The 12,621-nt window shown below is 37.3% G+C and carries 14 protein-coding genes; all 14 read left to right on the plus strand.

From position 1 onward, the window contains the following. The first annotated feature begins 14 nt into the window (after positions 1–14). The 14 genes from HA632_RS08390 (at position 15) to HA632_RS08455 (ending at position 12,621) form a co-directional block, all read left to right on the plus strand. Complete coding sequence (locus tag HA632_RS08390; protein WP_228778762.1) at positions 15–2,828, plus strand: gliding motility protein; 2,814 nt, start codon at positions 15–17, stop codon at positions 2,826–2,828. Between the two features lie 4 nt (positions 2,829–2,832). After that, positions 2,833–3,237 carry a polymer-forming cytoskeletal protein gene (locus tag HA632_RS08395; protein ID WP_176306742.1) on the plus strand — a complete coding sequence of 135 codons (405 nt, stop codon included), beginning with the start codon at positions 2,833–2,835 and terminating at the stop codon, positions 3,235–3,237. After that, positions 3,206–3,439, plus strand: a complete 234-nt coding sequence (locus tag HA632_RS08400) for an AtpZ/AtpI family protein (RefSeq protein ID WP_176306743.1) — start codon at positions 3,206–3,208, stop codon at positions 3,437–3,439. Before HA632_RS08395 ends, HA632_RS08400 begins: the two co-directional genes overlap by 32 nt. Before the next feature lies 1 nt (position 3,440). After that, a complete protein-coding gene (locus HA632_RS08405; protein ID WP_176306744.1) occupies positions 3,441–3,839 on the plus strand; it encodes a hypothetical protein in 399 nt (132 codons plus the stop codon). A gap of 116 nt (positions 3,840–3,955) precedes the next feature. Further along, a complete protein-coding gene (atpB, locus tag HA632_RS08410; RefSeq protein ID WP_176306745.1) occupies positions 3,956–5,110 on the plus strand; it encodes a F0F1 ATP synthase subunit A in 1,155 nt (384 codons plus the stop codon). Between the two features lie 31 nt (positions 5,111–5,141). Continuing rightward, a complete protein-coding gene (gene atpE, locus HA632_RS08415; RefSeq protein WP_171221220.1) occupies positions 5,142–5,333 on the plus strand; it encodes an ATP synthase F0 subunit C in 192 nt (63 codons plus the stop codon). A gap of 84 nt (positions 5,334–5,417) precedes the next feature. Then, on the plus strand, positions 5,418–5,918 hold the full coding sequence (locus HA632_RS08420; RefSeq protein WP_171221219.1) for a F0F1 ATP synthase subunit B: 501 nt from the start codon (positions 5,418–5,420) through the stop codon (positions 5,916–5,918). Continuing rightward, a complete protein-coding gene (atpH, locus tag HA632_RS08425) occupies positions 5,918–6,451 on the plus strand; it encodes an ATP synthase F1 subunit delta (RefSeq protein ID WP_176307166.1) in 534 nt (177 codons plus the stop codon). The genes HA632_RS08420 and atpH overlap by 1 nt, the downstream gene beginning before the upstream one ends. Positions 6,452–6,472: 21 nt before the next feature. Further along, on the plus strand, positions 6,473–8,050 hold the full coding sequence (gene atpA, locus HA632_RS08430; protein WP_176306746.1) for a F0F1 ATP synthase subunit alpha: 1,578 nt from the start codon (positions 6,473–6,475) through the stop codon (positions 8,048–8,050). Positions 8,051–8,139: 89 nt separating this feature from the next. Then, the gene (gene atpG / locus HA632_RS08435; RefSeq protein ID WP_176306747.1) at positions 8,140–9,000 is read left to right on the plus strand and encodes an ATP synthase F1 subunit gamma; all 861 of its coding nucleotides are present in this window, start codon (positions 8,140–8,142) and stop codon (positions 8,998–9,000) included. A gap of 133 nt (positions 9,001–9,133) precedes the next feature. After that, positions 9,134–9,571, plus strand: a complete 438-nt coding sequence (locus HA632_RS08440) for an N-acetyltransferase (protein ID WP_176306748.1) — start codon at positions 9,134–9,136, stop codon at positions 9,569–9,571. Between the two features lie 41 nt (positions 9,572–9,612). Next, positions 9,613–11,079, plus strand: a complete 1,467-nt coding sequence (locus HA632_RS08445) for a lipopolysaccharide biosynthesis protein (protein WP_176306749.1) — start codon at positions 9,613–9,615, stop codon at positions 11,077–11,079. Between the two features lies 1 nt (position 11,080). Next, entirely contained in the window at positions 11,081–11,515 is a 435-nt protein-coding gene (dut, locus tag HA632_RS08450; protein WP_176306750.1) for a dUTP diphosphatase, read from the plus strand. A gap of 95 nt (positions 11,516–11,610) precedes the next feature. Then, positions 11,611–12,621, plus strand: a complete 1,011-nt coding sequence (locus HA632_RS08455) for a sugar nucleotidyltransferase (RefSeq protein WP_176306751.1) — start codon at positions 11,611–11,613, stop codon at positions 12,619–12,621.

Genomic DNA, 12,621 nt, shown 5'->3' on the forward strand with positions numbered 1-12,621 from the left:
AAATACGTTTCGTTTTGAAAACCACTACTGCTAAATATTTTATTTTCACCGGATTACTGCTTTTTTTGATAGCCTGTTCTACCAAGAAAAACACTTTTATTTCCAGGAATTCCCACGCACTCAGTACCGAATATAACATTCTTTACAACGGTCAATTGGCTTTAGACAAAGGCATTGAAGATGTGAAGTTGCAAAACAAAGACAACTTTTGGGAATTGTTGCCCATAGAAAGGATGCAAGTCACCGAAGACAGAATGTTGCCCGGAGACAATAGAAACGCCAATTTTGAAAGAGCAGAAACCAAAGCCACCAAAGCGATTCAAAAACATTCCATGAACATTCAGGGTTCGGAGAAAAACCCACAAATGGACGAAGCGCATTTACTTTTGGGGAAATCAAGATACTACGAGCAAAGATTTGTACCGGCATTGGAAGCCTTTAATTATGTGCTTTACAAATACCCGAAAAGCGACAAAATCTACGAAGTAAAAATTTGGCGTGAAAAAACCAATATGCGTTTGGAAAACGATGCGATTGCGGTTAACAATCTGACCAAACTTTTAAAAGAAATCAAATTCAAAGACCAAATTTATGCCGATGCCAATGCGGCTTTGGCACAAGCGTTTTTAAATCTTGAAGAAAAAGACAGCGCGGTGGCCAAAATCAAATTGGCTACAGAATTCACCAAATCCAACGAAGAGAAAGCAAGATACCGATTTATATTGGCACAACTCTATGAAGGAATGGGCTACAAAGATAGTGCTTATGCCAAATACCAAGAGGTCATCGACATGAACAGAAAGTCCTCTCGGCAGTACATCATTCAGGCTCATGCCAAACAAGCCGGCCAGTTTGATTACGAAAAAGGAGATTCGATTTCATTTTTGAAAAAATTCAATGATTTAATCGAAGACAGAGAAAACCGTCCTTTCTTAGACGTTTTGCACCACCAAGTGGCTTTGTTTTATGATAAAAACAAAAATTTTACCCAAGCCAAAAAGCAGTACAATCTTTCGCTGAAAAAGAAAACACAAGACACTTACTTGACAGCTTCCAATTATAGAAATCTGGCAGATATTTATTTTAATTCGGCCAAATATGTAACCGCAGGAAAATATTTTGACAGTACGTTGGTTCAGTTAAAACCCAGAACACGCGAGTTCAATTCGATTAAAAAGAAAAGAGAAAACCTTGAAGACGTAATCAAGTATGAAGGAATTGCACAGAGAAACGACAGTATTATTTCGCTGTATGCGATGTCAGGATCTGAGCGAACAGCCTATTTTGAAAAGCACATCGAGAAACTGAAAAAAGACGAAGCAGCCGCCCAAAAATTAGCCGAGAAAGAAGCTCAAATTAAAGAAAATAAAGCCAGAAACGAAGGAAGAATTGATTCGAATGACACGCCGAAAAAAGGAACCGGCATTCAACCATCTGCAACCAACTCAAATGGTTCGGGTAAAGAAAGCACTTTTTATTTCTACAACCCAACAACTGTAGCTTATGGGCAAAAAGAGTTTCAAAAAATTTGGGGCAAAAGAACACTTCAAGACAATTGGAGATTAGAATCCGGTTCAGGGAAAAACAACGAAAAAGAGGATGTAGCCGAATCGGATAAAGAAACCGAGAATGACTCAAAAGAAGAAGTAGTTGAAGAACGATTCACGCCTGATTTTTATATCAAACAATTGCCTACAAGCCAAACATTGATTGACAGTTTGAGCAAAGAAAGAAACTTTGCTTACTATCAATTGGGCGTTATTTACAAAGAGAAATTCAAAGAATACCAATTGGCCGCCAACAAATTGGAGCAGTTGTTAAAAAATAGTCCGGAAGAAAGATTGGTTTTGCCGTCGATGTACAATTTGTACAAGATTTATGAAATCATAGACAAAAACAAAGCAGATGGCATGAAGGCCAGAATTATTTCGTTGTATCCAAATTCGAGATATGCACAGATATTAAGTAATCCGAATAATGAGTTTGCCGAATCGGAAGACTCTCCTAAAACGGTTTATGAAACCCTTTACAAGCAGTACTTGTCCGGAGATTACAAAGTGGTTTTAGCAGCGACTTCAGCAGCTATTGACCGTTTTACCGGAGATGAGATTGTTCCGAAGTTTGAGTTGTTGAAGGCCAATATTGTTGGAAAATTAGCCGGTTTAGAAGAATACAGCAAAGCATTAAATTTTGTAGCACTCAACTACCCAAATAGCGAAGAAGGGAAGAGAGCCGAAAAAATGTTGTCCGTTGATTTGCCAAAACTAAATGCTTTACAATTGTCAAGCCTTGATTCTAAAAACTGGAAAATCCTTTATAGAACCAAAGACTTTGAAGATAAAGACACCAAAGTTCTAAGAGAGAAAATTGGCAAATTCATCAAAGACAGAAGCTTAGACAGGTTGAGCATTTCTCTTGATATTTACACCATGACCGATAATTTTGTAGTGATTCACGGTTTGAATTCAAATGATTTGGCGGTTGGAATCACTTCAATTTTAAAGGACTATAAAGATTATAAAATTCAAGATACACCAATTATTATCTCTACGGAGAACTATACGATTGTTCAAATCAAAAAGAATCTAGACGAATTTTTGGCCGGAAATTTAACCGATAAACCAACGCAACCCAATTGGGACGGAACCATAGAAAAACCGGTAGTGCAACAAGAAAAGCCGGAACCAAAACAGGAACAGCCCAGAAAAGAAGCGCAAAGTCCCAATAATCTTCAACCCATTAAATCAGCTAATAATCCGGAAGGGAATGATGGACCAATAGGGTTGCCGCCATCGCCTCAATCACAGAAGTCAGGGAAAAAAGGATAATAATATGTTTGAAAAAAGTCAAAAATCATATACCGATCTTTTAGGGAAAACCAACAGAATTGTGGAAGGAACTACTATTACCGGCGACATCATTTCTCCCGCAGATTTCCGTTTGGACGGACACTTGATTGGTAACTTTCAGTCGAAAGGGAAAATTGTTATTGGTCCGGCCGGAAGTGTTAAAGGCGATATCATTTGTAAAAATGCCGATATCGAAGGCACTTTTGAAGGTAAAATACAAGTACAGGAAATCCTCAATGTAAAATCAAAATCCCACATTACAGGAGAAGTAATTTGTGGCAAACTCGCTGTTGAACCCGGCGCCGAATTCAGCGCTACCTGCGTAATGAAGCCCAACGTGAAAAACCTTCCCAACAATGGACAATCCTCAGAAGAAAAAAGCGCGTAACAAGTGGTTGGCACTCATCAACATACCCGTTCAAATGGGCGTCATTGTTTTCTTGTTTGCTTATTTGGGTCGATGGCTTGACGAAAAATACAGTAATCCACACAACATTTATGTTAAAATTTCAACTTTAGTAGGTGTAGGGATTGCTTTTTACAATCTCAACCGCCAGTTGAAAGAAATTAATAAATCAGACCATCAGTAATATGAATGTAGAGAAATTTAAATCCATTTTCACCATTTTAGTTTTAGGAATAATCGGTTTTGCAGTCCACAAAATCTTGTTTTATTTTTTGGTGCCCAAAATTTATGAAGAAGGTTTTATCTATTCCATTGAGCTGTTGTATTTGTTCTTTTTCTTCTTTTCTTCGATGTTAATTTTGGCTTTGGATAAGGTTAAAGAAAAGAGCATTAACTCAGTAGGTTATACCTTTTTATTACTCACTACTTTAAAAATGGGAATCGCGTTTGTTTTTTTGAAACCAATCTTGGCCGGAAACCTGCCCAAAACGCCAACCGAAAAAATGAGTTTTTTTATCATTTTTATTTACTTTTTGGCAATAGAAACCTTTGTAACTATCAGAATTTTAAATAATAAACAATAAAAGGGTTTTAAATTGACAATTCTGTCAAAAAAAATAAAACATATACTTTTTAATATTAATTAATATTGTACTTTTGCACCAAATTTGAGAAAATAAAATTTAGATAATTATCAGATATGGTGTTTTCAAAAAAACCACTCCGTTTTATCATCGCTACCTTAGTAGCTTTTTTACCATTAGTAAGTTCGGCAAACCCAACAGTTGATTCAACCCAAGTTTCAGCAGAAACTACTCATGTGGTTGAAGCTGCTCACGGCGAAAATACAGAGCCCAAAGATGTCAAAACCGAAATCAAAGAGTTCATCGATCATCACTTGAAAGACTCTTATGACTTTAATATTTTTGGTTACAAAGACGAAGCCGGGAAACAACACCACGTTGGATTTCCGCTACCGGTGATTTTGTTGGACAATGGTTTACAGGTTTTCTCTTCTTCCAAATTCCACAACGATAACGAAGTAGCTGAGGTTAACGGAACGTTCTACAAATTACACCACGGTAAAATCTACAAGGTAGACAGCGCTGAAGGCGAAGTAACTATGGATGAGCACCACCATGCTACCAATGAAAAGCCGCTTGATTTTTCTATTACCAAAAACGTTTTCATGATTTTTGTAGTAGCCTTAATCATGTTCTTATTGTTCAAAAGCTTGGCCAAATCATATGTTAAAAACGGAGGCATTGCTTCAGGAGTAGGTCGTATCTTCGAACCGATTGTTTTGTATGTGAGAGACGAAATCGCTATTCCAAACATCGGAGAGAAACACTACAAAAAATACATGAGTTATTTATTGACCATTTTCTTCTTTATCTGGTTCTTAAATATCTTCGGATTAACACCGCTGGGCATCAACGTAACCGGAAACATTGCTGTTACTGCTTGTTTGGCTTTAATCACTTACTTAATCACAACCTTTACCGCTAAAAAAGATTATTGGGGTCACATTTTCTGGATGCCGGGCGTGCCTGTACCAATGAAATTCATTTTAGCGCCAATTGAATTATTGGGAACGATTATCAAACCATTCTCATTAATGATTCGTCTTTATGCGAACATTGTAGCGGGTCACATCGTATTGATGAGTTTGATTGGGTTGATGTTTGTTTTCAAAAACTGGATCGGAAGCAGCTTGTCTTTCTTCCTTTCGTTTGCGATTTCTTTAATTGAAATATTAGTTGCTTTGTTGCAAGCTTATATATTTACTATGTTGTCGGCCCTTTATTTTGGTTCGGCTGTAGAAGAGCATCACCACGATGAAGCTCACCATTAATATTAATGTTTAATTTTTAATACATATTTTTATGGAAATTCCTAAAATCATTGGAGCTGGATTAGTAGTAATCGGAGCTGGTATCGGTATCGGAAGAATTGGTGGTTCTGCAATGGACGCTATTGCACGTCAACCGGAAGCTACTGGTAAAATCCAAACAGCTATGCTTATTGCTGCTGCGCTTATTGAAGGTATCGGATTTGCTGCTTTATTCGCAGTATAATTCAAACAAAACAAAAAGCTGCAACGGTTGGTTGTAGCTTTTGTTTAAAAATTAAATTAAAAGACTATATAATTACTTTATAATATGGAAAAGTTAATAAATGATTTTTCATTAGGATTGTTCTTCTGGCAATTTTTGATTTTCGTAGGATTGATTTTCTTATTGAAAAAATTTGCTTGGAAACCCATTCTTGATGCCGTAAACGAAAGAGAAGAAGGAATCAGAAACGCATTGCTTTCTGCTGAAAATGCTAAAAAAGAAATGCAAAACTTGAAATCAGATAATGAGAAATTATTAGCTGAAGCAAGATTAGAGCGTGACACCATGATGAAAGAAGCGCGTGAAATCAAAGAAAAAATGATTAACGATGCTAAAGCAGAAGCACAAGTGGCCGGTCAAAAAATGATTGAGCAAGCCAAAGCTTCTATCGAAAGCGAGAAAAATGCAGCGTTAGCTGAATTGAAATCTCAAGTTTCTTCTTTGTCATTAGACATTGCTGAAAAATTATTAAAAGACGAATTATCTAACAAAGAAGCTCAAACCAAATTGGTAGAGAAAATGTTAGGTGATGTAAAATTAAATTAATCGTTATGTCAAGAGCTGCGATTAGATACGCGAAAGCAATTTTAGAAACTGCCGTTTCAAGCGGAAACGCTGCTAAAGTAAATGACGACATGTCGTCTATCGTTGCTTCAGTGGCCGGAAGCGCTGAATTGAGCGAATTTCTATCAAGCCCAATCATTTCTTCAGAAGTGAAAATGAGTGCTTTGAAAGAAGTTTTTGCTGCTGTTCAGTCGGAAACCAATTCTTTATTCAGATTGCTTCAGGAAAACAAAAGATTTGAAATTTTAGCTGATGTTGCCAAACAATTTAATGCCCAATTCGATGAAATGAATGGGGTAGAATTAGCCAAAGTAACGACTGCTTTCCCAATCACTGCTGATTTACAAAACCAAGTATTGGCTAAGATTGCTACCATTTCAGATAAAAAGATAACTATCGAAAACATCGTAGATCCATCCATCATTGGCGGATTTATTTTGAGAATAGGAGACAAACAATACAACGCTTCTGTGGCAAACAGATTGCAAGAATTAAGAAGAGAATTTAGTAATTAATACCATTAAAGATATATCAAAATGGCGGAAATTAAAGCTGCTGAAATTTCAGCAATATTAAAGAAACAAGTAGAAGGATTTCAATCCGGTGCTACGTTAGAAGAAGTAGGAACTGTTCTTCAAGTGGGTGATGGTATCGCTCGTGTTTATGGTTTGTCAAACGCACAATACGGTGAGTTAGTACAATTCGATAACGGGTTAGAGGCCATCGTTTTGAACTTAGAAGAAGACAATGTGGGTGTGGTACTTTTAGGACCATCTACCGGAATTAGAGAAGGTTCAACAGTTAAAAGAACACAACGTATTGCTTCTTTGAAAGTAGGTGAGCAAATCGTAGGTCGTGTTGTAGATACTTTGGGTAATCCAATCGATGGTAAAGGACCAATCGGTGGTGACTTATACGAAATGCCATTGGAAAGAAAAGCTCCTGGAGTTATCTTCCGTCAACCGGTAACTGAGCCGTTACAAACAGGTATCAAGTCAATCGACGCGATGATTCCTGTAGGTAGAGGTCAACGTGAGTTGGTTATTGGTGACCGTCAAACGGGTAAAACTACCGTTTGTATCGATACGATCTTGAACCAAAAAGAATTCTACGATGCTGGGCAACCGGTATTCTGTATCTATGTTGCTATTGGACAAAAAGCTTCAACAGTAGCAGGGATTGCAAAAACATTAGAAGAAAAAGGCGCTATGGCCTATACAACTATCGTTGCTGCTAACGCTTCAGATCCTGCGCCAATGCAGGTATATGCTCCAATGGCAGGTGCTGCTATCGGAGAGTATTTCAGAGATTCAGGTCGTCCTGCTTTGATTATCTATGATGATTTATCAAAACAAGCTGTAGCTTACCGTGAGGTGTCTTTGTTGTTAAGAAGACCACCGGGTCGTGAGGCTTATCCTGGAGACGTATTCTACTTACACAGCCGTTTATTAGAAAGAGCTTGTAAAGTAATTGCGGATGACGATATCGCCAAAAACATGAACGACTTACCGGATACGTTGAAACCAATCGTAAAAGGTGGCGGTTCATTAACAGCTTTACCAATCATTGAAACACAAGCGGGTGACGTTTCTGCGTATATTCCAACCAACGTAATTTCGATTACTGACGGACAGATTTTCTTGGATGGTGATTTATTCAACTCTGGGGTTCGTCCGGCAATTAACGTAGGTATTTCGGTATCACGTGTTGGAGGTAATGCTCAAATCAAATCTATGAAAAAAGTAGCCGGTACGTTGAAATTAGACCAAGCGCAATTCCGTGAATTGGAAGCGTTTGCTAAATTCGGTTCTGATTTGGATGCGGTTACTTTAAACGTAATCGAAAAAGGTAGAAGAAACGTTGAAATCTTGAAACAAGCTGTAAACGATCCTTATACTGTAGAAGACCAAGTAGCGATTATCTACGCTGGTTCTAAAAACTTGTTGAGAAACGTTCCTGTAAACAAAGTAAAAGAATTCGAAAGAGATTATATCGATTACTTGAATAACAAACACAGAGATGTTTTAAACGCTTTAAAAGCCGGTAAGTTAGATGATAACATTACAGACGTTTTAGAGAAAACAGCTAAAGAAATTTCAGCGAAATATAACTAATAGTATTAAGTATCAAGTATTAAGACAAAAGACTTGTAATGTGCAAGAAATAGTCTTAATACTTAATACTAAAATCTTAATACAAGAACATGGCAAACTTAAAGGAAATCCGTAATAGAATTACTTCCGTTCAGTCGACGATGCAGATTACATCGGCGATGAAAATGGTTTCTGCCGCAAAGTTGAAAAAAGCACAAGATGCGATTACAGCGATGCGACCTTATGCCGAAAAATTAACGGAATTATTACAAAGCGTTAGTGCTACTTTAGACGGAGATGCCGGTGGACAATACACCACACAACGTGAAGTAAACAAAGTGTTGGTTGTAGCTATTACCTCAAACCGTGGTTTGTGTGGCGCTTTCAATACTAACGTCATTAAGCAAGCAAAAGTGGTAGCCGATGGTTACGCCGGAAAGCAAGTTGACTTCTTCGCCATCGGAAAAAAAGGAAATGATTTTTTCAGAAAAACCAATACCGTTATCGATAACAAAAGCGAAGTATTCGACAACTTAACTTTTGATAATGTAGCCGAAATCGCTAATGTATTGACCGAAAAATTCACTTCTGGAGAATACGACAAAATCGAAATCGTATACAACCAGTTCAAAAATGCTGCGACTCAAATCGTTCAAACCGAACAATTTTTGCCATTAGCACCTGTAAAATCAGACAAGCCTGTTTCTGCCGGAGATTACATTTTTGAACCGTCAAAAGAAGAGATTGTGTTGACCTTGATTCCAAAATCATTAAAAACACAATTGTACAAATCTGTTCGCGATTCATTTGCCGCTGAACACGGAGCGCGTATGACGGCGATGCACAAAGCAACCGATAACGCAACCGAATTGAGAAACCAATTGAAATTAACGTATAACAAAGCGCGTCAAGCAGCGATTACTAACGAAATCTTAGAGATTGTTGGTGGAGCAGAAGCTTTGAAAGGATAAGAAAAAACGATATTTTTTTCAAATCTTCAAAAAGAAGGAGCTTTGAAAAGATAAATTTCAAAACAATATTTTACGAAAAAGAGCCAACTCTCGTTGGCTCTTTTTTTATTACTTTTAAAATAAAATTCAAACCATGCAAGTCAGAGAACTTACAACCATCACGGAAATGCTGGAGCAATTTAGCATTATGCAATTTCTGTATCCGAATATGACCATCGAACGCTATGAAGCTTTCCTGAAAGATATGATTCCAAAGAGCTACAAACAAGCCGCTGTTTTCGAAGACAATGTTTGTGTCGGATTGACCGGCTTTTGGTTTGGCACCAAATTATGGACCGGAAAATACATAGAAATCGATAATTTTATTGTACATCCCGATTATCGTCAAAAAGGAATCGGTTCTATCATTTCCAATTATATAGATGAAAAAGCCAAAGAGCTTGACTGCACTTGTATAGTCTTAGATGCATTCACCGGAAATTTTCCGGCACACAAATTCTATTACAATTTGGGCTATGTGCCAAGAGGTTTTCATTTTATCAAAACTATTGACGAAAATGGATTTTCATAATCCAATAAAACCCTATTTTTGTTTCACTAACGAGAATCACCTTGAGTTTATATAAAAGTCTTTTCAAGCAAACACTAATCTACGGTTTGGCCACGGTTTTACCCAGAATGATTAGCTTTTTGCTGAATCCGTTATACGTTGACCAATTGCCCAAACAAGAGTTTGCCGATGTGGCTATAGTATTCGCTTGGTTGGTTTTTTTCAACGTGATTTTGTCTTACGGAATGGAAACTGCCTTTTTCCGATTTTACAACACCGAAGACAATAAACAAAAGGTAATTTCCACTTCTACCGTTTCGATATTTTGGACATCCATTGCGTTTTTAGGATTGGCATTGTTGTTCAGAAATACGCTGTCAGATTGGTCAGGCATCAAAGTCGAATACGTCACTTACACCATTTGGATATTAGTATTAGATGCTTTGGCGATTATTCCGTTTTCAAGAATCAGAGCTAACAAAAGACCAATGATGTACGCCATTGTTAAGATAGGCAATGTGACGATAAACATGATTTTAAACTTGTTTTTCTTATTGCTTTTACCGCAATTAGCCCAAGCCAATCCGGGAGGTTTTTTCAACACCATTTATTATGAAAACTTTCAGGTAGGCTATATTTTTGTGGCCAATTTGATTGCGAGTTTTTTAACTTTTATAGTGCTTTCTCCGGATTATTTGAAAATCAATTGGAGTTTCGATTTCAAACTTTGGAAACGAATGATACAATATGGTTTGCCTATTTTAATTGCCGGAATAGCCTTTGCCATTAACGAACATTTCGATAAAATTCTCTTAGACTGGATGAATGTTTCGAAATCGGATATCGGAGCGTATTCGGCTTGTTACAAAATCGGAATGTTTATGGTTTTATTCAGAACCGCTTATACTTTGGGTATTGAACCTTTTTTCTTTAGCCATGCTTCTAACGAAAATGCCCAGCAAACTTATGCCACGATAACGAAGTACTTCGTGATTTTTGGTTCTTTCATTAGTCTTTTCGTGATTGCTTTTATTGACTTATTAAAACTGCCACTGGTTCCAGAAGACAGTTATTGGGTAGCCATTAAAGTAGTTCCGTTGATTGTGTTGGCTAATTTTTTTCTCGGCATTTACACCAATCTGTCGGTTTGGTATAAACTAATCGACAAAACCAGAATTGGGGCTTACATTTCTATCATTGGCGCTTTAGTCACGCTTCTGCTCAATTATTTACTCATCAAACAAGGATTTAGTTATTATGGTTCGGCAATCGCAACTATCGCCGCCTATGGAACGATGATGATAATCTCTTATAAAATGGGACAAAAACAATATCCTATACCTTATGACATCAATACGATTTTAAAATATTTAGGGCTTTCAATTTTGTTCTCAGGAATCTCATTTTACATTCCTATTCTGAGAGAAAATTATTTTGTTAAGGTAATTTTACTATCACTATTTTTATACTTTATTTACCGAAACGAAAAAGAAACACTACTTCGAATTATCAAACGAAAAACCAAATAAAATGACCATCAAAATCATCAATAAATCCCAACACGAATTGCCGAATTATGAAACCATAGCTTCAGCAGGCATGGATTTAAGAGCTAATTTGACCGAATCAATCGTGTTGAAATCCTTAGAAAGAACCATTGTAAAAACCGGTCTTTTTATAGAATTACCTATAGGTTATGAAGCCCAAGTTCGTCCAAGAAGCGGTTTGGCTGCCAAAAAAGGAATCACCGTTTTAAATTCTCCCGGAACAGTTGATGCCGATTATCGCGGAGAGATTGGGGTGATTTTAGTAAATTTATCCCAAGAAGATTTTGTCATTGAAAATGGCGAAAGAATTGCCCAACTAATCATTGCCAAACACGAACGCGCTGAGTGGATTGAAGTTCAGGAATTATCCGAAACTTCCCGAGGCGAAGGTGGTTTTGGAAGTACAGGTGTAAAATAGTCAGCAGTGTTCTTTTGGCAGTAAACAGTTAAATAATATATTCGAGTATTTAATCAGTCTTAATACTTAATACTCAAATCTTAATACAATAAAAAATGAAAATTATAGTACCCATGGCCGGTCGCGGTTCGCGTCTTAGACCTCACACTTTAACCATTCCAAAACCTTTAATTCCGGTAGCCGGAAAACCAATCGTACACCGCTTGGTAGAAGACATCGCCGGAGTTTTGAATCAGGAAATTGAAGAAGTAGCTTTCATCATTCATGAAAGTTTTGGTAAAAAAGTTGAAGAAGAATTAATAGCGATAGCCAATAAACTAGGCGCACGAGGAACAATTTATTACCAAAATGAAGCTTTAGGAACCGGTCATGCGATTATGTGTGCCAAAGAATCTTTGAGCGGACCGGCAGTGATTGCTTATGCCGATACGTTAATCCGTGCCGACTTTGATTTAGACAAAACCGCCGATAGCGTGATATGGGTGAAACAAGTGGAAGATCCAAGTGCTTTTGGGGTAATCAATTTAAACGATAACAATGAGATTGTTGAGTTAGTAGAAAAACCAAAGGAGTTTGTGTCTGACTTGGCCGTAATCGGAATTTACTATTTTAAAGACGTTGCGGTGTTGCGAAATGAGCTGCAATCGGTTTTGGACAACAACATTATTCACGGCGGCGAATACCAAATTAATGACGGAATCAAACAGATGATGGCAAAAGGCATGAAATTTGTGCCCGGAAAAGTGGATGAATGGATGGACTGTGGAAATAAAGATGTTACGGTAGAAACCAACTCCAGAATGTTGGGCTTTTTACACAATGACGGAGAAAACTTGATTGCCGAAACGGTGCGATTAGAGAACGCCACCATTATTCCGCCATGTTATATTGGTGAAGATGTGGCTATTATCAACTCTATAGTTGGACCCAATGTGTCTTTAGGCAAAGGAACGCATGTTAGCAATACCAAAATCCAAAACAGTTTGGTACAAACCCATGCACATATTAAAAATGCAAAGTTGGATAACGCAATGATAGGAAATCACGCTACCTTTGACGGTGAATTCAAAAGCATCAGCATTGGGGATTATTCGGTTTTAGAATAG

This window comes from Flavobacterium sp. J49 (genome assembly GCF_011742145.1).
Classification (GTDB): Bacteria; Bacteroidota; Bacteroidia; order Flavobacteriales; family Flavobacteriaceae; genus Flavobacterium.

Bases quoted from the DNA above. Each gene is read 5' to 3' on its own strand.
- HA632_RS08440 (WP_176306748.1), top strand. From the start codon at position 9,134: ATGCAAGTCAGAGAACTTACAACCATCACGGAAATGCTGGAGCAATTT.
- HA632_RS08420 (WP_171221219.1), top strand. From the start codon at position 5,418: ATGGAAAAGTTAATAAATGATTTTTCATTAGGATTGTTCTTCTGGCAA.
- dut (WP_176306750.1), top strand. From the start codon at position 11,081: ATGACCATCAAAATCATCAATAAATCCCAACACGAATTGCCGAATTAT.
- HA632_RS08400 (WP_176306743.1), top strand. From the start codon at position 3,206: ATGGACAATCCTCAGAAGAAAAAAGCGCGTAACAAGTGGTTGGCACTC.
- atpG (WP_176306747.1), top strand. From the start codon at position 8,140: ATGGCAAACTTAAAGGAAATCCGTAATAGAATTACTTCCGTTCAGTCG.
- HA632_RS08405 (WP_176306744.1), top strand. From the start codon at position 3,441: ATGAATGTAGAGAAATTTAAATCCATTTTCACCATTTTAGTTTTAGGA.
- atpA (WP_176306746.1), top strand. From the start codon at position 6,473: ATGGCGGAAATTAAAGCTGCTGAAATTTCAGCAATATTAAAGAAACAA.
- HA632_RS08455 (WP_176306751.1), top strand. From the start codon at position 11,611: ATGAAAATTATAGTACCCATGGCCGGTCGCGGTTCGCGTCTTAGACCT.
- HA632_RS08395 (WP_176306742.1), top strand. From the start codon at position 2,833: ATGTTTGAAAAAAGTCAAAAATCATATACCGATCTTTTAGGGAAAACC.
- atpB (WP_176306745.1), top strand. From the start codon at position 3,956: ATGGTGTTTTCAAAAAAACCACTCCGTTTTATCATCGCTACCTTAGTA.
- atpE (WP_171221220.1), top strand. From the start codon at position 5,142: ATGGAAATTCCTAAAATCATTGGAGCTGGATTAGTAGTAATCGGAGCT.